This window comes from Cytobacillus sp. ABV4_503, assembly GCF_056158445.1.
Window position 1 is genome coordinate 776883 of record NZ_JBSWTH010000001.1, and the last position, 22293, is coordinate 799175.

The following is a 22293-nucleotide window of genomic DNA, read 5'->3' on the forward strand; positions in this document are numbered from 1 at the left end:
AGAGATATGACTAATAAAATTTTTATGGTATTGGCATTTGCAGGTGTGCCGCTGTCTGTTATCGGAACATTGATGCATTGGTCCAATATTTTGCTGTTTGTGATTTACTGCATCACCATTATCGCATTGGCCAGCTATATGGGAAGGGCGACAGAAAGCCTTGCCATAGTTGCAGGCCCCCGAATTGGAGGGTTGCTGAATGCCACCTTTGGAAATGCGGTTGAACTGATCATATCGATTTTTGCATTGAAGGCCGGCCTGATTAGTGTGGTTCTTGCATCACTGACAGGATCCGTTTTGGGGAATTTACTGTTAGTGGCAGGCCTTTCATTTTTCGTTGGCGGAGTTAAATACAAGACCCAGTCCTTTAATGTCTATGATGCACGCCATAACTCAGGACTTTTGATGTTTGCCGTCATTGTGGCTTTTGTGATTCCTGAAGTGTTTTCAATGACCATGGATGAAGCAGAAACAATTACTTTCAGCATCGGCATCTCGGTCATTTTAATCGCTCTTTACCTAGCGGCTTTGTTCTTCAAGCTGGTCACTCACCGGGGCGTCTATCAAACAAACGAAGAAGGCGGAAGCTCTCATGAGGAGGAAACTCCGGAGTGGAGCAAAGGGAAAGCCATTGCTGTACTTGCCATTGCGACCATTGCCGTTGCTTATGTATCAGAGAATCTGGTTCACACCTTCGAAGAAGTGGGAGAAGCGTTTGGCTGGACAGAACTGTTTATTGGGGTAGTCATTGTGGCAATCGTGGGAAATGCGGCTGAGCATGCTTCTGCCATCATTATGGCTTATAAAAATAAAATGGATATAGCTGTTGAAATTGCTGTTGGTTCCACGCTGCAGATTGCGATGTTTGTAGCACCTGTCCTTGTACTGCTTTCATTGCTGTTCCCGGCTGCAATGCCTCTTGTCTTTACAATGCCTGAGTTAATTGCCATGGTCACATCGGTGCTGCTGATGATTGTCATTGGCAATGATGGAGAAACCAACTGGTTTGAAGGCGCCACTTTGCTGGCAGCTTACGTTATCATGGGAATAGGGTTTTATCTTTTATAGGGCAGACCAAACAGAAAACCGGCTCTGAATAAATCTCAGGGCCGGTTATTTATATGGGTATTTAAGTACTTTTTTAATGGATTATGTTTTTCAGAGAATGGTTCTGTTCGCTTTCAGTCATTGATCACCAACCTTTACGCTGATATTTGACCATTAACCTGACTTGCAGATGACTTAACAAAAAAACGATTCTCCTCCTTTTACATAGTAGTGGGGTTGATTTCCACTGCCCTCCTTTTGTTTAGTAAGCCTATTATAAAACATTATTAGATATTTGTAAATATTCAGATTTTTACAAAATCATTACAAATGAAATATTTTTACTGTTCATTCCTTCATTAATCACTTTCTAATTTTTCACGGGAGGGATAATATTCACTTTCTCCGAAAAAACTAATATCAACCTAAAAAGATTGTGACTTGAAAGGAGAAAGACATCATGAAAAAATACGTAAGCATTCTTTTTTTAGGTCTTATATTAATGCTGTCATTCCATCCGGCCGCAGAAGCGCAGAAAGGGACTGAGAAATCGGCAAAACAGCCGCCGAAGGCCATTGCTGTCCCTAATTCGGTGCTGAATGTTACAAAGGAAAATACGTATCCGAATCCGGCTCAGGATATGCCGACACTCCAGCCGAGTGAATTAACCCAGCAGCTCATTGATTCTTCCAAGGTTAAAATCGAAAATCCGGATCTCATTCGGATGCTGAATGAAACATCTGTGAGCAGCACTCCGTTCGCACTTGGATACAGAGCCATTGTATATCTCGGTCAGTGGCCGCTTAATTATGAGTCTGCTGAAACCTCCCCTAATTGGGAATATCAGAGGATTAACACGAATTATTTCGACAACCGCGGCGGCAAAGCTCCTTATCAGATTCATTACGTGCAGGAAGCCCAAAAGGTTGTCCGCGGAGGTCTGACTGCCAAGGTTCCCAATGCCGAGGATGTAAAAAAGATGATGCTCCTCAAAGCCATGGAAAAATCGGGTCTGCCTCTTGCTTTTGAGACGATTGTTGGAGCAGGCACTAAAAAGGATCATATCTATAACATTCCGCCCAAAAGATTAGGGTACCTATACGGCTATGCCCCTGCAATCAACGAAAAGGGGAAAGTAACGTATGGAGAAGTATATTTAATGTTAAAAGGCAGCAAGAAAATGATCGTTATTAAAAATGTCACTTCACAGGGAATAGGTGCCTGGATTCCGATTCAGGATCATGTGACGTTTGGGTTTCTTGTTTCCGAAAGGCCTAGATAATAAAAAAGCCAGCCTGACATATAGGCTGGCTTAATCTTTTAGATATTCGAGCGTTTTGTTTTAAAATTTGTTTCTTTATAATAGCTGTTTTTAACAAGAACGTTAGGGCCAAGGCATCTAACCCCCGCACAATGACAGTTCAGAGAATCAGCGAGTTCCGTTCTGCTCCATTTTTGATAAATATCCTCAAGCTGATCGGTTTGGATATTACCGAGCGGCGGTGTATCGCCAAAGTCAGTCACGATGACATCACCGGTAAAAATATTTATATTCAGCCGTGATCTTCCATCAGGGTCATTCCGGACGGTTACATTATTGGATGAGTGCAATCTTCTTAGAAGCTCCAGGTCTTCTTTATTGCTGCTGCAGCCATAAAAGGGCAGAGTGCCAAACAGCATCCATGTATTCTCATCCCGGATATCCAGCAGATGATGGATGGCTGATCTCATTTCTTCAAGAGTTAAAGTTTCTAATGTTGAGGCGAAATCTGATGGATACATCGGATGGACCTCATGGCGCTGACAGTTCATTTCTTCTGTAATCTGTTTATGAATTTTTTCCAGATAAGGCAATGTCCGTTTGTTGAGCATTGTTTCAGCAGAAACCATTACCCCCGCTTTCACGAGCTCCCTGCTGTTTTCAATCATTCTGTAAAAGAGCCGTTGACGCTGCTCTATCGTCGGCTTTCGCTCCATCATAGCAAAGCCGCCCTCGATAAAGTCCTCCTCAGTTCCCCAGTTATGAGAAATATGAAGGACATCCAAGTATGGAATGATTTCTTCATAACGGGCTAACTCCAGTGTAAGATTAGAATTAATCTGTGTTCTGACCCCTCTTTCATGCGCATAGCGAAGCAGCGGCGCAACATAATTTTTAACCGATTTTTTTGAAAGCATCGGCTCCCCGCCTGTAATGCTCAATGAGCTTAAATGAGGAATTTCATCAAGCCTCTTAAGCATCAAATCAATGGGCAGGGCATCGGGGTCCTTAGGCTGAAGTGTATAGCCGACAGCGCAGTGTTCGCAGCGCATATTACATAATACAGTTGTTGTGAATTCAATATTTGAAAGCACCAATTTTCCGTGCTGATCGATATCAGAATAAGCTTCCCATGGATCATTTTCCGGTGTGATAGGTGAAAGTTGTGTTTTCATATGTATCTCCTTTTAAATCTAAGTCCTTTGTCATTATTTAATCTTTCATATCCCTTGTCAATCGATAGTTTGGACTAAAAATGATATAAAAACGTTTAATTTCTCCTCCTGCGGGAATTAACTCAATAACAAACGCGAAACACTTTTTAACTTAAGAGGAGGATTTAACATGGAACAGAATAACACTTATAATACAGCAAACACAACAACTGCTTTGAGATCAGATTATGGACAGGACATGAATTATGACCATGATAACGGACCAAACAGCAAGCTGATGAAAGGGATTGTCATTGGCGGTATTATTGGCGGGGCTTTAGCAATGCTGGATAGTACAACAAGAACAAAAGTAAAAACAAAAGCGATGGATCTAAAGGATTCTTCTGCAAATCTTATATCCGAAGTGAAAGAAAATCCTGGAGATGTAAAGGAAAATATGATTAACCAGTTTAAGAGTGCTTCCAATACTCTTAAAGAAGCCATTAAAGATGCCCAAAGTTTGTACCAGCGTGTCAACGAAGATGTTTTCGGCAACATGGATATGGTAAAAGAAGTTTCTAACGAAGCCATGTCAACAGCAAAGGAAGCGAAAAGCGAGCTGGCTGATATCGGGTCAAAAGTAAAGGAAGCAGGTTCAGAATTAATGGAAAGCCCTGTAGAAAACGGCGGAACTTCCTCTGGCTCAAACTATCAGGCAACAAGCTCAGTGAGCAGTTCAGACACTGCTTTTCCGGTAGAGCGTGGCGAAAGTGCAGTCACTTACAGCCCTGAGACTCAAAAGAACAGCAATAACCTATAATTAATAATATAAAATTTCCTCTGCTCTTATGAGTGGAGGATTTTTTATTGGTTCTGTTTCCTAATGATGGTTGTTTTATATATACACGGAGGGGGTAACCCTTATCTATAGGTATAGGACATTTTTTGGAGGTTACATTTATGGGTTATAGACGAGGGAAATCATTATCAAAGGATATGGAAAAACAATCTTACGAAAGAGAAACAGCTGTTGGAACTGCAGGGATGGTAGTCAGTCCTCATTCAGTTGCCACAGATATAGGTGAAAAAGTACTGCGGGAGGGAGGCAATGCAGTAGATGCTGCAGCAGCCATCCAATTTGCTTTAAATGTAGTAGAACCAATGATGACAGGAATTGGCGGAAGCGGATTTTTAATGGTTTACGACAATAAAAAGAAAGATGTAAAAATATATGATGGCCACACAAGGGCGCCAAAAGGCGTGCATCCTGAGATGTTCCTCGATGACAATGGAAAAGTTATCGACTTTCGCAAACGTTCAACGCATGGTACAGCAGTAGGGATTCCCGGTATCTTAAAAGCTTTTGATACAGCTATTAAGGAACACGGTTCCAAGCCATTAGCCGATCTGATTCAGCCGGCAATAGATGCAGCAGAGAGCGGTGTGGAAGTGAACTGGGTGATGGAGGAAGCACTTCAGAACTTTCATTACAGGCTGGGTGAGGAAGCGAAAGCCTTTTATTTTCCGGAAGGCAAATCTTTAAAGGAAGGTGACAGGCTGGTCAAGGATCATTTAGCGAAGACATTCCGGATCCTGCAAAAGGAAGGAATAGCCTCCTTTTATGAAGGAGAGATAGCTGAAGCCATCGTAGATACGTTAAAAGAGGAAGGAGGCTTTATGACGCTTGAGGACCTAAAGAATTACCGGCTTACCATTGATGAGCCGATATGGGGCGAGTATAAAGGCTATAAGATTGCTTCGTCAGCTCCTCCAAGTGCAGGCGGGGTAACCGTTATCCAAATTCTTAAAATGCTGGAGAAGTTGGATTTAAGCCGATATGACGCAAAGTCCTGGGAAAAGTATTATCTGATTACCGAAGCTATGCGATTGGCTTTTGCGGACAAAGTTGCCTATTCAGGGGATCCGGAATTCTCTGATCTCCCTATAGAAGGACTGCTACATGATGATTATATTGCTGAAAGGGTAAAAGCCATTAATTTTAAAAGAAGAAATGATGCAATAGATTTTGGAAACCCCTGGAAATACCAGGAAGGCGAACCAAAGCAGATTATTCGCCAGCCTGATGACTTAGAGAAAAGTGAAACAACTCATTTCACGGTTGTCGACCAATGGGGCAATATTGCCGCATGTACATCAACCGTTGAGCATCCATTTGGGTCAGGGATTATGGTAAAGGGCTACGGATTTTTATTAAACAATGAGCTTACAGACTTTGATGCCAACCCTGGCGGAATTAATGAACCAAAACCGGACAAAAGGCCAGTCAGCTGTAAAAGCCCGACAATCTTATTTAAGGATGACCAGCCCGTACTAACTCTTGGTTCACCAGGCGGACCGACCATTATTGGCTCAGTTTTTCAAACAATCGTAAATATCATTGATCATAAAATGAATTTGAAGGAAGCCATTGAAGAGCCCCGGATCTTTGCCACAACTGGCCCGCTCATTGAATGGGAGCCGGGAATAAGCATGGAATCCAAAGGCGAAATGGAATCAAGCGGATTTGAATTTGGCGATAAGCCAAGCCGGATCGGGAATGTTCAGGCCATTCAGATCGACCGGGATAAAGGCCGTCTGTATGGCGCGGCTGACTCCAGCCGTGAAGGAAAGGCAGCCGGAATTACAGAGGACCAAATAAAAAGCTGATGCCGCCTGGCGTCAGCTTTTCTTTGTGTCAATATTTGATAGCGTGCTCATATTGCTGCTTGAGCTGCTCCTTTTAATGACTGACATACTTCCGTCAGTCTCGAATACAACTGCCTCAACACCTTCCATTGAGGAATACCCATTGGAACGAATAGCCTGTATAATTTCTGATTTCAAAACCCTGTTTTTATTTAAGGCTGACTCTATGAATTGTCCTTGATAATAAAGCAGTTCAGGACTGGATTTAATGAATTCATTGAATTTGGATGAATGAAGAGAAAGCCAGGCTACTGTATACTGCATGCCAATTAATAGAACATATGCAGTCAGCCCCTCTGCAAGTGACACCTGTTTGTTAAGGAAAATAGTCGCCAGAGTAGACCCAAGGGCCACTGTTACCACTAAATCAAATGCATTCATTTTTGTTAAGGTCCGTTTTCCTGATATTCTCAGGAACAGAATCAGAAAAATATAGCTCATAGCTCCAATAGAAAGAACTCTCCATAAATCCTGCCAGCTGGAAAAAAGCATGAGTGCCTCCCTTCTATATGGTTCTTATTCCTTTTATAGGAAGGCAGTAAACGGAGGTTTAATGATTCTTTTATATTGCATGAAGCCAATAGAGGGTATATTAAGTAAAATACTTATTTGCTGAAATAACTAATTTCATGTAGGATGTAATCGAGACGAAAGGAGAGAACGTTTTGGGCAGTCCGATTCAAGATAAGAATTCACAGGTTACTTTTCTAAAACAGCGCTTAAATATGTTCCTGGATGTACTGGAAGCTATTGAGCCGGAAGACACCGAAATCGAAGACATCGACCGTCTTATTGCGATGATCGATGACCTCGAATCCAAATGCCGTGAATTTAATAACCGCGATTAAAACAGGAGCCTGATGGCTCTTTTTTTATGGAAATTGATTTGGAAATTTCCTCTTTCATCCTGTAAACGATTGCAACCTTTGTCTTTAAATACGCATCAGATAGGAGTATAATGGTAGACGATTAATAATTGTAATTTTCATAAAAGATATAGGCTATATAGGGAGCAAAGGGAAGGGGACTAAAGCAATGAATATCGACAAATTTCAGGAAAGCATGTATCAGCTGATTGTTGAGACATCCACTAATCTTCCGCGTGACGTGCGCCGTGCAATCAAATCAGCGAAAGAAAGAGAAAATGCTGGCACGAGAGCGGCGATGAGCTTAGATACCATTACGAATAATATTAAAATGGCTGATGATAATGTGTCGCCAATTTGCCAGGATACCGGATTGCCGACGTTCAAAATCAAGACGCCAGTCGGTGCTAACCAGCTGGTTATGAAGGAAGCGATCAAAAACGCAATCGCTCAGGCGACTAAGGACGGAAAGCTTCGCCCGAACTCTGTGGATTCCTTAACTGGCGCCAACAGCGGGGACAATCTTGGTTACGGAACACCTGTCATTAAATTTGAACAATGGGAAAAGGATTATATTGACGCCCGCCTGATTCTTAAAGGCGGCGGCTGTGAAAATAAAAATATCCAATATAGCCTTCCCTGCGAACTTGAAGGCCTTGGCAGAGCTGGACGAGACCTTGATGGAATCCGCAAATGCATCATGCACTCTGTATACCAGGCGCAGGGACAGGGATGCAGTGCCGGCTTTATCGGTGTCGGCATCGGGGGAGACCGCTCTTCTGGCTATGACCTGGCGAAAGAGCAGCTGTTCCGTTCTGTAGATGATGTGAATCCTAATGAAGACCTCCGCAAACTCGAGGATTACGTGATGGAGAATGCAAATGAGTTAGGAATCGGAACAATGGGCTTCGGCGGGGAAACCACCCTTTTAGGCTGTAAAGTCGGTGTTATGAACCGTATTCCTGCAAGCTTCTTCGTATCTGTTGCCTATAATTGCTGGGCGTTCCGCCGCCTTGGCGCAGCAATCAGCATGGAAACAGGTGAAATTAATGAATGGATGTACCAGGAAGGCGAGCATATCGATTTTGGTGCTTCTGAAGCCGAACTTGAGACAGCGGCAGCAGCAGAATCAGCAGAGCAAACAAACATCGTGACATTGCAGGCACCGATCACTGAAGAACAGATACGCAATCTTAAGGTCGGTGATGTGGTTCAAATCAACGGCATGATGTACACGGGCCGTGACGCCATTCACCACCACTTGATGGACCATGATGCACCAGTTGATCTTAATGGGCAGGTTATTTACCACTGCGGCCCGGTCATGATGAAGGATGAAGACGGCAAGTGGCATGTAAAAGCTGCTGGACCGACTACAAGTATTCGTGAGGAGCCATATCAGGGCGATATCATGAAAAAGTTTGGCATTCGCGCTGTTATCGGTAAAGGCGGAATGGGTCCGAAAACCCTGGCAGCACTCCAGGAACATGGCGGTGTTTACTTAAATGCAATCGGCGGAGCAGCACAATATTATGCTGACTGCATCAAATCGGTTGAAGGCGTAGACCTCATGGAATTCGGTATTCCGGAAGCAATGTGGCACTTGAAGGTTGAAGGCTTTACTGCGGTTGTGACAATGGATTCCCATGGAAACAGTCTTCATAGGGATGTAGATAAATCTTCACTTGAGAAATTGGCTCAATTTAAAGAGCGTGTATTCTAATAGATGAACGGGAGAGAGGCTGTTTGGCCTCTCTTTTTTGTGCATTTTTTTGCCAATGATCCCTGCGAATGTTTTTATTACATTCACAAACACTAAGAAAAAATATTGGAGGAGCTCAGATGAAAAAATTAAGTATCTTCCTGAGTGTTTTTATTTTGTTTTTTTCCGGGACAGCTTATGCGAATTATGGCAACTCGCCGGTTCACTGGGGATTCAAAAAAGCAAAAAATGAAGTGCCTGCCGAAGCAGGAAAGCCGCTCGACTCACTGCTTGAAAGACATGGTTCCTATTATAAAGGCGATACAAGAAAAAAAGACATTTATCTAACATTTGATAATGGATATGAAAACGGCTATACAGGGCAAATTTTAGATGTTCTGAAAAAGGAAAACGTTCCTGCTGCCTTTTTTGTAACAGGACATTATTTAAAAAGCGCACCCGATCTTGTAAAGAGGATGGCAGCTGAAGGGCATATCATAGGTAATCACTCCTGGCATCATCCTGATATGACAAGAGTGAGCGATGAAAAATTTATCAAAGAGCTTGAAATGGTCCGTGCTGAAAACGAAAAGCTTACAGGTGTTAAGCATATGTCTTACTTGCGTCCGCCTCGCGGCATTTTCAGCGAACGCACTTTGGCTTTGGCTAAGAAGGAAGGCTACACTCATGTCTTCTGGTCACTGGCCTTTGTCGATTGGAACACAGACCGTCAAAAGGGCTGGCAGTATTCTTACGACAATATTATACGCCAGATCCATCCAGGCTGTATCCTTCTTTTGCACACTGTTTCAAAGGACAATGCCGATGCTCTCCAAAAAGCCATACAGGATCTGAAAAAACGCGGATATACCTTTAAGAGCCTTGATGACCTGACATGGGAACAGGCAATTGGGGAGAGGATGCTGTACTGATTTTTCAAAGCCGGTATATCAACAAGTGACCGATAAATCGGATATTTAACCGATAAACTTTCAAAAGTGACCGATATATTTGGAAACAGACCGATAAACAGAAAAACCTGACCGATAAAATGAAATTCTGACCGTTAACTATAGGAAATTTTATTCTGCAAAGACCCGGGGATGCCCATTCTTCGGGTTTCTTCCTATTTTTACAGCCTATTTAGTAAAACTTCCTTAAAAAATGCTATAATCGGGGAAAATGATAAAGGACGGATTCTCTTTTGGAAAAGATTCAGGTAGAAGGACCTTATAATTTTGATCTGGTACTGGACAGGCTTTCGAATGATCCTCTTAATCAGGTGGATATAGAAAATCGGTCTGTGAAAGTGCCAATGCTGCTCAGCAATCAGCCGGTTGTGGCAGAAGTAAAAGCATTCGGAACGACTGATAATCCGGAATTTTTAATAACCGGAACGGATGGCCCTCTTAAAGAAAAAGCAGCTGACCGCTTATCGGAAATTTTTCAATGGCATCTGCCGCTTGAGAGAATTCACAAACATTTTCAAAACACGGAATTACAGCCAATTTTCGATGCTCATTATGGTACTCCGATTGTCCTCGACTTTGATCCATATAACTGTATATTAAAATGCATAATTCACCAGCAGCTTAATCTTGCTTTTGCCCACACATTAACAGAACGGTTTGTAAAAGCATTTGGATTTGAAAAGGACGGTGTGTGGTTTTATCCGCTCCCTGAAAAAGTGGCAGGTCTTAAGGTGGATGACCTCAGGGAATTGCAGTTCAGCGGACGGAAGGCTGAATATGTCATTGGCATCGCAAAAGAAACGGCTGCGGGAAAATTAAACTTTGACGAGCTTAAAAACCTTTCAGATGAAGAAATTTATGATAAACTTATCAAATTGCGCGGTGTCGGTCCCTGGACTGTTCAGAACTTCTTGATGTTCGGGCTTGGCCGGCCAAATCTTTTTCCAGCAGCAGATATAGGCATTCAGAATGCCTTAAAGAAATTATATAAATTAGAAGCGAAACCGACTCGGGAGGAAATGGAGACATTTTCGAAGAACTGGGATCCTTATTTAAGCTATGCTTCTCTTTATTTGTGGAGGGGTATCGAGTAATTTGGAGTGTGATGGAGCACCATGAAACAAGAACAAACAGCTAAATTAAAACTTAAGCAAACTTTTCCGCTGACAATCAAAAGGCTTGGCATCAATGGCGAAGGTGTCGGTTATTTTAAAAGGCAGGTCGTCTTTGTTCCGGGAGCGCTGCCCGGCGAGGAAATCACAGCTGAAGCAACAAAGGTAAATCCGAAGTTTGCTGAGGCGAAAATAAAGAAAATCCGCAAAAAGTCGGAATTTCGTGTTCAGCCGCCATGCCCGGTATATCATGAGTGCGGGGGCTGCCAGCTGCAGCATCTCCGCTATGATCAGCAGCTGAAGGAGAAACGGGATATCATCATTCAGGCTTTAGAGCGCCATACAAAGCTGAATCCTGAGAAGCTGGATATCAAAGAAACCATTGGAATGGAAGATCCGTGGAGCTACAGAAATAAAAGCCAGTTCCAGGTTGGCCAAAAAGACGGGAAGGTGCTTGCCGGATTATATGGCATGAATTCGCACCGCCTGATTAATATTGAGCACTGTGCGGTACAGCATCCGCAAACAACAAAGGCGACTGAAGCAGTGAAACGGATTCTCCAGGATTTGAGAATCCCAATCTATAATGAAAGAAGCCGAAAAGGCATCGTAAGGACAATCGTTGCCAGGGTGGGAATCCAGACAGGAGAGCTTCAGATTGTACTGATCACAACTCAAAAAGAGCTTCCAAAGAAAGAGATCATTATAGAAAAAATCAAAACCGAGCTACCTGAAGTAAAATCAATCATCCAAAATGTGAATGGTGAAAAAACCTCCCTTATTTTTGGACAGGAAACCATGAATCTGGACGGAAGCGACTTTATCCAGGAAACACTTGGAGATCTTCAGTTTGAACTATCAGCCAGGACATTTTTCCAGCTGAACCCTGAACAGACAGTGAAGCTTTATAATGAAGTCAAAAGAGCAGCGGCTTTGACCGGCAAAGAAAAAGTAGCTGACGCATACTGCGGCGTCGGAACGATTGGACTATGGGTAGCCGATCAGGCAGCCGAAATCCGCGGCATGGATATCATCAGAGAATCCATTGAGGACGCTAAGAAAAATGCTGTACGGCATGGAATTAAACATTCCCAATACGTGGTTGGCAAAGCAGAAGAATGGCTTCGGAAATGGACAAAAGAAGGATGGCGTCCGGATGTTATCATCGTCGATCCGCCAAGAACAGGGCTGGACCAGCAGCTGTTAAAAACTATTTTAAAAGTCCAGCCGAAGAAAGTGGTTTATGTCTCATGTAACCCATCTACATTGGCAAAGGATATTTCAGTCTTGAGCTCCAAATATAAAGTAAATGGCATACAGCCTGTGGACATGTTTCCCCAGACGGCGCATGTTGAGTGTGTGGCGCAGCTTATTTTAAAAGAAGGCAACTAACCCTTAAGGGAGTTGCCTTTTTGTTTGTGGAATGGAAATCCGACTAATTCATTCCCGTTTTTAATGTCTGAGGATACCAAGGCACGAACAAAAACTCGGCCCTATTTTAAGAGCCGAGTTAACAAGTAAATTAGAATATCGATTCAAACTGTTTGGAGTAGAGGCTTGAATAGGCTCCATGTTTTGCAAGCAGCGCATCGTGTGTTCCTTCTTCGACAATACCCTCCTCAGTCAAAACGATAATCCGCTGTGCGTTCCGAATTGTTGAAAGGCGGTGGGCTATGACGAGGGTTGTTCGCCCTTTTGCGAGCAATTCTAGTGAATCCTTAATGATGCTTTCGCTTTCGTTATCAAGTGCACTCGTTGCTTCATCCAAAATGAGGATTGGCGGATTCTTAAGGAATACACGGGCAATGCTTATCCGCTGTTTTTGTCCGCCCGAAAGTCTGACCCCTCGCTGACCAATTTCAGAATTGTAACCGTCTGTCAGCTTCATGATAAATTCATGTGCATTGGCGCACTGGGCCGCAGCGATAATTTCCTCATCACTTGCATGGGGATTCCCGTACCGGATATTTTCCATTACCGTTCCTGCAAACAGGTAAACATCCTGCTGAACGATACCGATGTTTTTTCTTAATGAATAAAGATCGATATCACGGATATCAATTCCGTCCAGCATTATCTTGCCGTCAGTTACATCATAAAAGCGGGGGATAAGAGAGCAGAAAGTCGTTTTTCCTGCACCCGATGGGCCAACCAAGGCAATATATTCTCCCGGTTTTATTTTAAGAGACATATTTTCCAAAACATGATCCAAATGGTCTTCATAACGGAATTGAACATGCCTGAATTCAATTTCACCAAGGACTTTCTTGAGACTCACGGCATTAGGTTTGCTTTCAATTGCGGGCTTTAGATTCATAATTTCCATAAAGCGCTGAAAGCCGGTAATTCCTTCCTGGAGTTGCGTGCTCATATGCACCATTTTTTGAATCGGTTCCAGCATAAAATTTATATACAGCAAAAAAGTAATTAAATCTGCTAAATCAAGTGTGTTTTTTACAATACTGGCACTGCCGAAAATAATAACTGCAATTGTAATCAGCTGGATAAATGTTTGTACCCCATTGTAAAAAATCGCTTCTGCTTTATAGAAGGCTATCCTGCTTTCAAGGAAGAGGTTATTTTCACGAGCGAATTTTTTAATTTCCACTTTTTCATTGGTGAACGATTTTACAACGCGGATGCCAGCCAGACTATCCTCTACCTGAGCGTTTACGTCGGCAATCCTTTCTTTGTTCTTTCTTAATGCCCTGTTTTCAATCTTATTGAGCTGAAAAATAAATAAACCCAGGAACGGCAAAAAGCAAAATACAATAATCGTCAGGGGGGCATTGATTAAGAATAAGATGACAAACGCGCCGATTAAACGAACCAGGTATTTTAGATAATCTTCTGGTGCATGATGGTATAGCTCGGAAAGCATCAATAGGTCGTTCGTAATCCTCGACATGAGCTTGCCGATTTTTTCTTTATCGTAAAAACTGAAAGAAAGTTTTTGCATGTGCTCAAACAGTTCGCCGCGCAGGGCGCTTTCCATGCGAGCGCCTAATTCATGTCCTTTAAAGTCAACAAAGTAATTCGCAAGATTTTGGATTGCGGTTAGAACAAGCATCAGCCCGCCAATCCAAAACACTTTTTTTAATGCGATTGACAGGTTCCCTTCCAGGACATCCTTTGTAATATACCTTACGAGAAGTGGAAACAACAGAGACAAGGCGGAGACGATAAAGGCACATGCCAATACGGACAATAACAATTTCCGATAAGGCTTATAATAAGAGAAAAATTTTTTGACAGAAAAATCCATGAGTTACCCCTTTATGTGTTATTTAAATAAACACATATAAGGGAGTACACCGTTACAATTAAAGAAGTGTTTCCCCCTTATATGTTTGTACGGTTTTGTTCACGATGTTTCTCATTGAAATTCCTCCTTAATCATTGATAAGAAAAGTATAATCTAATTGTATTAAATGTGTACAGAATATTCGTAAAATTAACGCGCCTAAAACATGAGTGGAAGATAGACCCGCAATATTTCCGCTACCTGAGACCTGAAACACTGTTTGGCTCAAAATTTGAAGCGTATTTAAATCAAAAGCCGCAGGCAAAACAGCTGCGGGAGGAAGATTTTAACCTTGACTGACTAAACGCTAAAGAGCCGCTGATAAAAACTAGGAAAAAATATCTAATGTGGAACATCTGCAGGCAGTTTGATAAAAAGTGCCCAACCATGGTATAAGTGTAAAAGAAGCAGAGACACGCTGCTTTTTAATTTTGGGATATGGGTTAGTATGGTATCCCATAATGAGAGGATTGGAATAAAAAGATGAAAGAAAATTTTTGGCGTGAGTTACCGCGGCCATTTTTTATACTGGCACCCATGGAAGAGGTGACAGATGTTGTTTTCCGCCATGTGGTGAGTGAAGCAGCAAGACCTGATGTGTTTTTTACTGAGTTTACAAACTCAGATAGTTATTGTCACCCTGAGGGAATCAATAGTGTGCGAGGGCGTTTGACTTTTACAGAGGATGAACAGCCGATTGTCGCCCATATATGGGGGGATAAGCCTGAATATTTCCGGCAAATGAGTATTGGTGTGGCGGAGATGGGCTTTAAGGGATTGGATATTAATATGGGCTGTCCTGTCCCCAATGTGGCACAGCACGGGAAGGGAAGCGGCTTGATCCGCCGTCCGGAAGTTGCAGCTGAATTGATCCAGGCAGCTAAAGCAGGAGGGTTGCCGGTAAGTGTAAAGACAAGGCTTGGCTTCACGGAAGTAGACGAATGGAAGGTCTGGCTGAAACACATTTTGGAGCAGGACATTGCTAACCTATCCATTCATCTGCGGACACGGGACGAAATGAGCAAAGTGCCGGCGCATTGGGAGCTGATTCCGGAGATTAAGGAACTTCGTGACCAGGTTGCACCGGATACACTTTTGACGATCAATGGAGATATTCCTGATCGTCAAAAGGGCTTGGAGCTTGCCGAGAAATACGGGATTGATGGAGTCATGATTGGGCGCGGCATATTCCATAATCCATTTGCCTTTGAAATGGAGAAGAAGGATCATACTAGTGAGGAATTGCTGGACCTCTTAAGATTGCATATGGATCTCCATGATCAATATTCACATTTAGAGCTGCGGCCGTTCACGGCTCTTCACCGCTTCTTCAAGATCTATGTCAAAGGATTCCCAGGGGCAAGTGCACTAAGAAATCATTTGATGAACACAAGGTCAACAAATGAAGTACGTGAATTGCTTAATGCTTTCGCTTTACAGAACCTTGAAAATAATAATTGAATTCTTAAGGGGGATGGGCTAGCGGTCTATCCTCCTTTTATAAAAATAAATTTTGGCTTTCTTCACAAGTTTTTTGCTTTTTGTATTATATTTACTGAGTTGATTGTAGCGGAAGGTACGGGATCTTCGAAAATGCATTCGCATTTTCTTCGTGCGGTGTTTACTCAAGGGAGCTTATTCAATGTCCAGCGGGAGTAGCGGGACAGGTGAGACCCCACAGACGCGCAGCGTCGAGGAGGCTTACCGCCCGCCCCGCGGTTCGCTGAGCAGCCTGGAGCTGAAATCAACGGACAGCATTGCTAAGCGAAAACAACAATATATAGGAAAAGAATTAAAATATTAAACTTGAGGTACGAGGATGAAAGCTTTTTTATTATGCACATTCATGGTATTTTCTTTTGCACTTATAACAGGCTGTCAATCAGCTGAAACAATGGTTCTCTTGGATGAAGAAATACGTGAAATCAAAGTTTCAAAATCAGAGGGTTTAGGCGGAATAAATGAAGAAAGTTTTATTTCTTTCAAGGACAGAAAATCGATCGCTGTATTCGAAAAAGCAATAACAACTGCTGTAAAACAGTCAGGGAAGGCCGATATCAGTAAACCTGAGTATGATATAGCAGTAGAATACAAAGGAGATCTTCCTTCTCACGGCATTCATTTATGGCTCGGTGAGGATAATGAAAAGAGCGCATTCATGTATATTACCAATGAAGATATTTACCAGACTTCACCGCAAATGACAAAGAAACTAAGAAGCCTAATCATCTCAGACTAACTCCCTCCAAGGCTTTCCTGCCTTAATTTGGAATATTATCCCATATGGTTAACTATCCGAAAAAGGGGTATATAATCACTAAACCAAAAGGAGGTGGCCAAAAATGGAAGTAGAAGTTTTGTGTAACGTGGAAAACTGTAAGTACTGGGCTGAAGGTGATAAATGTGTAGCTGACTCTATTTATGTGATTGGCCAGAATGGCCGAGAAGCGGATGAAATAGAGGAAACAGCCTGTAAAACGTTTGAGCCAGATGCATAAGCATGAGAAAGCCTGACCGCCGGAGGATGAAAAATCCCGGCTGTCAGGTTTTTTTACATACAAAAAGATGCCCACTATGTTTTACAAGAAAGGGTATAATAAAGGAAAATGACTATAAAACCATGAAGGCAAGGAAGGAGTTATGATGACAATTAGCAATGAAATCGGATGGAATTTTGATAATAGCTATGCGCGGCTTCCGCAGACATTCTTCTCAAAAATGAAGCCTAACCCTGTACAATCCCCTGAGCTGGTAATCTTTAACGGGGAACTGGCGAAATCTCTGGGGTTAAATATGGATGCATTGACAAGTGAAACAGGCATTGAGGTCCTTTCAGGCTCTCAAGTTCCAGAAGAAGCTGAACCTCTTGCTCAAGCTTATGCAGGACATCAGTTTGGACATTTTAATATGCTTGGGGATGGCCGGGCAATGCTGATTGGCGAGCAGATAACACCAGAGGATAAAAGGGTCGACATTCAGCTGAAGGGCTCCGGCAGAACGCCATTTTCGCGCGGCGGAGATGGGCGGGCGGCTCTGGGCCCTATGCTCCGGGAGTACATTATCAGTGAAGCCATGCATGCCCTTGGAATTCCCACGACCCGTAGTCTGGCGGTTGTAACAACAGGGGAAGCCATTATCCGGGAGACCATGCTTCCGGGTGCGATCCTGATAAGAGTTGCGGATAGCCATATACGGGTGGGGACTTTTCAATATGCGGCGAATTGGCGGCCTGTTGGGGAGCTTAGAACCCTGGCATATTACACAATTGAGCGTCATTATCCTGAAATCAAAGAAGATGACAATCCTTACCTGGCTCTCCTAAAGAAAGTGATCCAGCGTCAGGCTGCGCTCATTGCAAAATGGCAGCACATAGGCTTCATCCATGGAGTCATGAACACCGACAACATGGCAATCAGCGGAGAAACGATTGATTATGGTCCGTGCGCCTTTATGGATAAGTATGATCTGGCAACTGTCTTCAGTTCCATTGACAGGGAAGGCCGTTATGCTTATGGAAATCAGCCTTATATTGGCGGCTGGAATCTGGCGAGATTTGCGGAAACCCTTTTGCCTCTGCTGCATGAAGATGAAGAGGAAGCTGTTAAAATAGCTCAGGGCGCCATTTCAGAATACAATAAAATGTATCAGGACTATTGGCTTGCCGGCATGAGGGCAAAGCTTGGGATCTTTAATGAAGAAGCAGAAGATGAAGCCCTTTTTACCGGACTTCTAAAGATTATGCAAAAGTCTGAAGCCGATTATACGAACACATTCCGTGCCTTAACGCTGGGCGATCTTGAGAACACTGTGTTAGGTAATGATCAGGAATTTGCCGGCTGGCATGGTCAATGGCAGGAAAGGCTGACCAGGCAGAAGGAATCGAAAGAAGAAGTAAATGAATTAATGAGAACCAGCAACCCGGCCGTCATCCCGCGAAACCACCGGGTGGAAGAAGCTCTGGAAGCAGCTGTTAACAATGGAGATTACAGCGTGATGAAAAAGCTTCTTGCAGTGCTGGAGAATCCTTATGCTTATAGGGAAGATCAGGAAGAATACTGCAAACTTCCAGAGCCAACCGGCGCACCCTATCGAACATTTTGCGGAACTTAATAAATGGGCAAAGCCTGACCCATTATCGGGTCAGGCATTTTTTATTATGCAGGAATTTTCATTTTAGAAAAGAATACTATCTATGATTAAAAAAAGGAGGGAATTTCCATGTTAAATCAATTATGTGTTATTACAATCAAAGTAATGGATTTGAAAAGTGCGGTGAATTTTTACACTGAGGTTTTAGACTTCAAAGTATCGAAACATTATGGAGATAAAATTGTCAGTCTTGTACATAATGATGTGCCGGTTGTTCTGGAAGAAAGCGCAGATGAAAAAACGGGATCAAACGTATTGCCTGGAATCCTCTCAAAGAATATCGAAAGTGATTTTAGCAGAATGAGAGAAGCTGGTGTGAAAATGCTTTTTGAAAATCCTCAGCCTTGTCCTCCTGGCCGTTACTTCATTATTGAGGATCCTTCAGGAAATCAAATTGAAATAGTTGAGTTCACTAATTGATAGAAGAGTTCTAATGGCAGAAGAAGCTGGTGCTTATTGTTGACATCATGAGCTCACGATGTTACCTTTGATATAGAACATACATTCGATTTGGTGATTGACTTGAACATACAGCTTAAAGAAATCATATCAAAAAGTATCTTAACACCTGCCAAAGGTGCGATAGACAATTTTACTCATTCATTGAACCCCTATGCGGGCTGTGCTTTTGGCTGTAAATATTGCTACGTAAGGGAGCTCCCTGTTTCCATTTTCCGTGAAGAGGAATGGGGTGCGTGGATTGATATAAAATCAAATGCGGCCGAGCTTTTGGAGAAAGAATTGGCTAAAGCTAAAAAAAGCGGAAAAGTTGCTTTATTTATGTCCTCTTCCACAGATCCTTACCAGCCGATTGAATATACCTCAAAACTGACCAGAAGTTTATTGGAAGTTATGCTTGAAAATCAGCCTGACTTTTTACATGTACAAACCCGTTCGCCATTGGTAAAGAGGGATATCGATTTATTCCAGCAATTCAGAGAAAGAATCAGAATTTCTATGACAATCGAGACAGACAAAGAAGAAGTCAGAAAAGCATTTGCACCAGCGGCACCTCCCATCCCGGCAAGAATGGCTGCACTAAAAGACATAAAAGATGCAGGAATTATAACTCAGGCAACACTGGCCCCGTTACTTCCATGCTCGAGGGAATTTCCTGCAAAACTTAAATCTATTGCAAACCGTGTGACGATTGACGATTTTTGGATGGGGGATGGAAGCGGAGGAAGAAGGACCGAAAGACTGGGAATCCGCAAGATTTTTGATGAGCTTGGTTTGGAGAAATGGTATAATCCGTCTGCATATAAAGTAGTTCTTAAAATGCTGGAGCAGGAATTTCAAGGTACACCCATTCAATTAGGTGTATCCAAGACGGGGTTCAGCCCTGATGGCAAATAGCTGACTAAAGGATATATGGGGTATTATTATGGATCTATTAAGTTCACAGTACGTAAGAGGCATTAGGCTTAAAAGAGAAGATATACCATCCTTCCATCAGTATCCCTTCAGCCTTCCGAGCCTGAAAACGCTGGATGAGATGGCGTTTCACCCGAAAGTCACCTTTCTGATCGGCGAGAATGGAATGGGAAAGTCGACACTGATGGAGGCCGTAGCGGTAGCTTTAGGATTTAATGCTGAAGGGGGATCTTTCAATTTTAATTTTTCAACCTTCGATTCGCATTCTGTGCTGGGAGATTATCTCAAGGTGATAAAAGGCATAGATAGACCGTCTGATGGCTTTTTCCTAAGGGCGGAGAGTTTCTATAATGTCGCTTCCAATATTGAGGAAATGGACAGGGGAGGCAGCGCACCAAAAGTAATCGACTCCTTTGGAGGCCGTTCTTTACATGAGCAATCTCATGGAGAAGCGTTTTTCTCCACATTTCTTCACCGGTTTCGCGGCAATGGAATCTACATCCTTGACGAGCCGGAGGCAGCACTCTCTCCTTTGCGGCAAATGTCCATGCTGACAAGAATTCATGATTTAGTCAGGGAACACTCACAATTTATTATAGCCACACATTCTCCGATCATTATGGCCTATCCGGACGCAGTAATATATGAATTCAGCGAGGAAGGCATTTCAGAAAAGAAGCTGGAGGAAACGAATCATTACCGCATCATGAAACAATTCTTTGATGATAAGAAAAGAATGCTTCACCATTTGCTGGATGAATAAAAAATGGAGGCCGAATGCCTCCATTTTGTCTATGTATCTTATTCACTTTCGTGGCTGAACATCCAGTTTATACCGAATTTATCGGTTAACTGGCCGAAGCTCTTGCTCCAGAATGTTTCCTGCAGCTCCATGGTTACTTTGCCACCCTCCTGCAGATTGTTAAAATACTTTCTCAGGTCATCCAGGTCATTAATGACAACTGCGAGATTAATGTTATTTCCTACTGTAAATGGCATACCTGGAAAAGTATCTGAAAACATTACATTACTGCCGCAAATGTTAAGGCTTGAATGCATGACCAAATTCTTTGCTTCCTCTGGAAGAGGATATTCAGGGTTTTGCGGTGATTCACCAAAAGTTGAAATCTCAGGCATTTCCAGTTCAAAAGCCTTTACATAAAATTCAATTGCTTCACGAGTATTTCCTTCAAAATTAAGATAGGCATTAACAGCCATTCCTTTCACTCCTTCCTAATACAATTCCATTATAGACAAAATATTCTAAAATTAATATAGTTCAAAAGTCAAAATCAGAACATCTTTATAATTCTTGAAGTGCTTGTTCTATATTACTGAAGCCTCTTCGGTCAATGCTATCAGGTTCATCCGATTCAATTGTCCACTCATTTTCTGCAGGAGTTAATCCTCCATTACCATCTTTAATGAATGGACTATGTACGTGATAAGTTTTCCCTGCCTTTTTCACCGTGTATCCTATATAGTAATTATGATCCTGGCCTTCTTCCTCGAAAATACCAATATCATCGATTTCATATTTGTCTAAATATGACTGAAATGGCTCCTGCAATGCACTGATAATTTGCTCTCTTGGTAAAAACTCCATTATGCTTGCTCCCTTCCGATTATCTATCCCTTAATATGGCTTTTTTTGGAGGGATTAAACATTGAACTGTGAAAAGAGTACTCCGCATCAGCGAAGTACTCTGCTCCTTAACTTAAATCTAAGTTTTCCGAGAAGCTCCATAAGTTCTTCATATTCTTCCCGCTCAATGCTGCAAGCCTGAATGGCCTCTCCAACATTTTGGGTGATAACCTCTTTTTCCTTGCGTGCTTTTTCCTCAAGGAAGATATACACCTTGCGTTCATCAGCTTTGGAACGCTCTTTTCGAAGCCATCCATTAGAAATCATTCTGGAAATCATAGGGGTGAGTGTCCCCGTGCCAAGATTTAGTCTTTCTCCAAGCTCCTTTGCTGTCACTCCATCCTTTTCCCAAAGTGCCAGAAGAACCAGATACTGCGGATAGGTTAAGCCAAATGGCTGAAGGGCACTTGTATACAGTTTTGTAAATTCGCCTGCTGTTTCATAAACTGCAAAACACAGCTGTTTATCCAGTGTATAAAAATCTTTCACATCATCACCTGATTCCAGAATTACAATAACTTCGTCAAATCATCCTCTATTTTTCCTGGTTCTGTTGTTGGCGCATAGCGTTCTACAACCTGGCCTTTGCGGTCCACGAGGAATTTTGTAAAGTTCCACTTTATGTTTTTAGACAGAATTCCCTTTTTCTGTTCTTTAAGATAAGCAAATAATGGGTCTGTATTGTCACCATTTACATCAATTTTAGCGAAGATCGGAAAAGATACACCATAATTAAGCTGGCAGAACTCAGTTGTTTCCTCAATATTATCGAATTCCTGGTTATTGAACTGATCACAAGGAAAACCAAGAATTTCAACGCCGCCGTCTTTATACTTTTCATAAAGCTCCTGCAGTCCTTTGAATTGTGACGTTAATCCGCATTTGCTGGCTGTGTTTACAATAATTAGAGGCTTTCCTTCATATTCTTTCAGAGATTTCAATTCACCATTCGTTTTTTTGACTTCAAAATCATAAACTGTTGTCATAAGAATCCCTCCTATT

At 42.3% G+C, this 22293-nt stretch carries 23 protein-coding genes and 1 pseudogene; 17 read left to right on the forward strand and 7 right to left on the reverse strand.

Annotated features, from left to right (window positions below; all coding sequences use genetic code 11):
- Positions 1–6 precede the first annotated feature (6 nt).
- Together cax and ACXAD1_RS03960 are read left to right on the forward strand one after the other, a co-directional pair.
- Positions 7–1068: a calcium/proton exchanger gene (gene cax, locus ACXAD1_RS03955; RefSeq protein WP_206842386.1), complete on the forward strand. Its 1062-nt coding sequence runs from the start codon at positions 7–9 to the stop codon at positions 1066–1068.
- 439 nt (positions 1069–1507) lie between these two features.
- A complete protein-coding gene (locus ACXAD1_RS03960) occupies positions 1508–2329 on the forward strand; it encodes a YfkD famly protein (RefSeq protein WP_206842388.1) in 822 nt (273 codons plus the stop codon).
- Positions 2330–2367: 38 nt separating this feature from the next.
- On the opposite strand, the gene yfkAB is transcribed toward ACXAD1_RS03960, so the two are convergent.
- Positions 2368–3483 carry a radical SAM/CxCxxxxC motif protein YfkAB gene (gene yfkAB, locus ACXAD1_RS03965; RefSeq protein WP_474909531.1) on the reverse strand — a complete coding sequence of 372 codons (1116 nt, stop codon included), beginning with the start codon at positions 3481–3483 and terminating at the stop codon, positions 2368–2370.
- Between the two features lie 169 nt (positions 3484–3652).
- Here yfkAB and ACXAD1_RS03970 point away from each other — a divergent pair, with 169 nt between their 5' ends.
- Complete coding sequence (locus tag ACXAD1_RS03970; RefSeq protein ID WP_206842390.1) at positions 3653–4282, forward strand: YtxH domain-containing protein; 630 nt, start codon at positions 3653–3655, stop codon at positions 4280–4282.
- 140 nt (positions 4283–4422) lie between these two features.
- Complete coding sequence (gene ggt / locus ACXAD1_RS03975; protein WP_474909532.1) at positions 4423–6129, forward strand: gamma-glutamyltransferase; 1707 nt, start codon at positions 4423–4425, stop codon at positions 6127–6129.
- Positions 6130–6141: 12 nt separating this feature from the next.
- Here ggt and ACXAD1_RS03980 read toward each other — a convergent pair whose 3' ends face one another.
- Positions 6142–6660: a DUF421 domain-containing protein gene (locus ACXAD1_RS03980; protein WP_474909533.1), complete on the reverse strand. Its 519-nt coding sequence runs from the start codon at positions 6658–6660 to the stop codon at positions 6142–6144.
- A gap of 173 nt (positions 6661–6833) precedes the next feature.
- On the opposite strand from ACXAD1_RS03980, the gene ACXAD1_RS03985 reads away from it, so the two are divergent.
- From ACXAD1_RS03985 to rlmD, 5 genes are all read left to right on the forward strand, one after another.
- The gene (locus ACXAD1_RS03985; RefSeq protein WP_009335760.1) at positions 6834–7016 is read left to right on the forward strand and encodes an SE1561 family protein; all 183 of its coding nucleotides are present in this window, start codon (positions 6834–6836) and stop codon (positions 7014–7016) included.
- A 187-nt stretch (positions 7017–7203) separates the two neighbouring features.
- Complete coding sequence (locus ACXAD1_RS03990) at positions 7204–8757, forward strand: fumarate hydratase (RefSeq protein ID WP_474909534.1); 1554 nt, start codon at positions 7204–7206, stop codon at positions 8755–8757.
- Positions 8758–8876: 119 nt separating this feature from the next.
- Positions 8877–9668 (forward strand): delta-lactam-biosynthetic de-N-acetylase, encoded by a 792-nt coding sequence (gene pdaA / locus ACXAD1_RS03995; protein ID WP_474909535.1) that lies wholly within the window; start codon positions 8877–8879, stop codon positions 9666–9668.
- A gap of 272 nt (positions 9669–9940) precedes the next feature.
- Positions 9941–10801, forward strand: coding sequence for a DNA-3-methyladenine glycosylase family protein (locus tag ACXAD1_RS04000; protein ID WP_474909536.1), 861 nt, complete (start codon positions 9941–9943; stop codon positions 10799–10801).
- A gap of 21 nt (positions 10802–10822) precedes the next feature.
- Positions 10823–12211, forward strand: a complete 1389-nt coding sequence (rlmD, locus tag ACXAD1_RS04005; protein WP_474909537.1) for a 23S rRNA (uracil(1939)-C(5))-methyltransferase RlmD — start codon at positions 10823–10825, stop codon at positions 12209–12211.
- Positions 12212–12341: 130 nt separating this feature from the next.
- Here the strand turns inward: rlmD and ACXAD1_RS04010 are convergent, their stop codons facing one another.
- A complete protein-coding gene (locus ACXAD1_RS04010) occupies positions 12342–14084 on the reverse strand; it encodes an ABC transporter ATP-binding protein (protein WP_474909538.1) in 1743 nt (580 codons plus the stop codon).
- A gap of 201 nt (positions 14085–14285) precedes the next feature.
- On the opposite strand from ACXAD1_RS04010, the pseudogene ACXAD1_RS04015 reads away from it, so the two are divergent.
- The 8 genes and pseudogenes from ACXAD1_RS04015 to ACXAD1_RS04050 form a co-directional block, all read left to right on the forward strand.
- A pseudogene (locus ACXAD1_RS04015) lies at positions 14286–14423 on the forward strand (conserved phage C-terminal domain-containing protein); the annotation flags it as partial.
- Positions 14424–14606: 183 nt separating this feature from the next.
- Positions 14607–15584: a tRNA dihydrouridine synthase gene (locus ACXAD1_RS04020; RefSeq protein WP_474909539.1), complete on the forward strand. Its 978-nt coding sequence runs from the start codon at positions 14607–14609 to the stop codon at positions 15582–15584.
- A 358-nt stretch (positions 15585–15942) separates the two neighbouring features.
- Positions 15943–16362 (forward strand): YhfM domain-containing protein, encoded by a 420-nt coding sequence (locus ACXAD1_RS04025; RefSeq protein WP_474909540.1) that lies wholly within the window; start codon positions 15943–15945, stop codon positions 16360–16362.
- A gap of 103 nt (positions 16363–16465) precedes the next feature.
- The gene (locus ACXAD1_RS04030) at positions 16466–16621 is read left to right on the forward strand and encodes a DUF1540 domain-containing protein (RefSeq protein WP_064503396.1); all 156 of its coding nucleotides are present in this window, start codon (positions 16466–16468) and stop codon (positions 16619–16621) included.
- Between the two features lie 145 nt (positions 16622–16766).
- Positions 16767–18233: a protein adenylyltransferase SelO gene (locus ACXAD1_RS04035; protein WP_474911284.1), complete on the forward strand. Its 1467-nt coding sequence runs from the start codon at positions 16767–16769 to the stop codon at positions 18231–18233.
- Positions 18234–18341: 108 nt separating this feature from the next.
- On the forward strand, positions 18342–18692 hold the full coding sequence (locus tag ACXAD1_RS04040) for a VOC family protein (RefSeq protein ID WP_474909541.1): 351 nt from the start codon (positions 18342–18344) through the stop codon (positions 18690–18692).
- A gap of 93 nt (positions 18693–18785) precedes the next feature.
- Positions 18786–19628: an SPL family radical SAM protein gene (locus tag ACXAD1_RS04045; RefSeq protein ID WP_474911285.1), complete on the forward strand. Its 843-nt coding sequence runs from the start codon at positions 18786–18788 to the stop codon at positions 19626–19628.
- A 28-nt stretch (positions 19629–19656) separates the two neighbouring features.
- Complete coding sequence (locus ACXAD1_RS04050; protein WP_474909542.1) at positions 19657–20409, forward strand: AAA family ATPase; 753 nt, start codon at positions 19657–19659, stop codon at positions 20407–20409.
- 38 nt (positions 20410–20447) lie between these two features.
- Here the strand turns inward: ACXAD1_RS04050 and ACXAD1_RS04055 are convergent, their stop codons facing one another.
- The 4 genes from ACXAD1_RS04055 to ACXAD1_RS04070 form a co-directional block, all read right to left on the reverse strand.
- The gene (locus tag ACXAD1_RS04055; protein WP_370221461.1) at positions 20448–20864 is read right to left on the reverse strand and encodes a VOC family protein; all 417 of its coding nucleotides are present in this window, start codon (positions 20862–20864) and stop codon (positions 20448–20450) included.
- Positions 20865–20949: 85 nt separating this feature from the next.
- Positions 20950–21252: a DUF5634 family protein gene (locus tag ACXAD1_RS04060; RefSeq protein WP_206842449.1), complete on the reverse strand. Its 303-nt coding sequence runs from the start codon at positions 21250–21252 to the stop codon at positions 20950–20952.
- A gap of 87 nt (positions 21253–21339) precedes the next feature.
- A complete protein-coding gene (locus ACXAD1_RS04065) occupies positions 21340–21780 on the reverse strand; it encodes a MarR family winged helix-turn-helix transcriptional regulator (RefSeq protein ID WP_474909543.1) in 441 nt (146 codons plus the stop codon).
- A gap of 20 nt (positions 21781–21800) precedes the next feature.
- Positions 21801–22277 (reverse strand): glutathione peroxidase, encoded by a 477-nt coding sequence (locus ACXAD1_RS04070; protein WP_474909544.1) that lies wholly within the window; start codon positions 22275–22277, stop codon positions 21801–21803.
- Positions 22278–22293: the final 16 nt, after the last annotated feature.

Coding starts and splice junctions, on each gene's coding strand:
- cax (WP_206842386.1), top strand. CDS start 7: ATGACTAATAAAATTTTTATGGTATTGGCATTTGCAGGTGTGCCGCTG.
- ACXAD1_RS03960 (WP_206842388.1), top strand. CDS start 1,508: ATGAAAAAATACGTAAGCATTCTTTTTTTAGGTCTTATATTAATGCTG.
- yfkAB (WP_474909531.1), bottom strand. CDS start 3,483: ATGAAAACACAACTTTCACCTATCACACCGGAAAATGATCCATGGGAA.
- ACXAD1_RS03970 (WP_206842390.1), top strand. CDS start 3,653: ATGGAACAGAATAACACTTATAATACAGCAAACACAACAACTGCTTTG.
- ggt (WP_474909532.1), top strand. CDS start 4,423: ATGGGTTATAGACGAGGGAAATCATTATCAAAGGATATGGAAAAACAA.
- ACXAD1_RS03980 (WP_474909533.1), bottom strand. CDS start 6,660: ATGCTTTTTTCCAGCTGGCAGGATTTATGGAGAGTTCTTTCTATTGGA.
- ACXAD1_RS03990 (WP_474909534.1), top strand. CDS start 7,204: ATGAATATCGACAAATTTCAGGAAAGCATGTATCAGCTGATTGTTGAG.
- pdaA (WP_474909535.1), top strand. CDS start 8,877: ATGAAAAAATTAAGTATCTTCCTGAGTGTTTTTATTTTGTTTTTTTCC.
- rlmD (WP_474909537.1), top strand. CDS start 10,823: ATGAAACAAGAACAAACAGCTAAATTAAAACTTAAGCAAACTTTTCCG.
- ACXAD1_RS04010 (WP_474909538.1), bottom strand. CDS start 14,084: ATGGATTTTTCTGTCAAAAAATTTTTCTCTTATTATAAGCCTTATCGG.
- ACXAD1_RS04020 (WP_474909539.1), top strand. CDS start 14,607: ATGAAAGAAAATTTTTGGCGTGAGTTACCGCGGCCATTTTTTATACTG.
- ACXAD1_RS04025 (WP_474909540.1), top strand. CDS start 15,943: ATGAAAGCTTTTTTATTATGCACATTCATGGTATTTTCTTTTGCACTT.
- ACXAD1_RS04030 (WP_064503396.1), top strand. CDS start 16,466: ATGGAAGTAGAAGTTTTGTGTAACGTGGAAAACTGTAAGTACTGGGCT.
- ACXAD1_RS04035 (WP_474911284.1), top strand. CDS start 16,767: ATGACAATTAGCAATGAAATCGGATGGAATTTTGATAATAGCTATGCG.
- ACXAD1_RS04040 (WP_474909541.1), top strand. CDS start 18,342: ATGTTAAATCAATTATGTGTTATTACAATCAAAGTAATGGATTTGAAA.
- ACXAD1_RS04050 (WP_474909542.1), top strand. CDS start 19,657: ATGGATCTATTAAGTTCACAGTACGTAAGAGGCATTAGGCTTAAAAGA.
- ACXAD1_RS04055 (WP_370221461.1), bottom strand. CDS start 20,864: ATGGCTGTTAATGCCTATCTTAATTTTGAAGGAAATACTCGTGAAGCA.
- ACXAD1_RS04060 (WP_206842449.1), bottom strand. CDS start 21,252: ATGGAGTTTTTACCAAGAGAGCAAATTATCAGTGCATTGCAGGAGCCA.
- ACXAD1_RS04070 (WP_474909544.1), bottom strand. CDS start 22,277: ATGACAACAGTTTATGATTTTGAAGTCAAAAAAACGAATGGTGAATTG.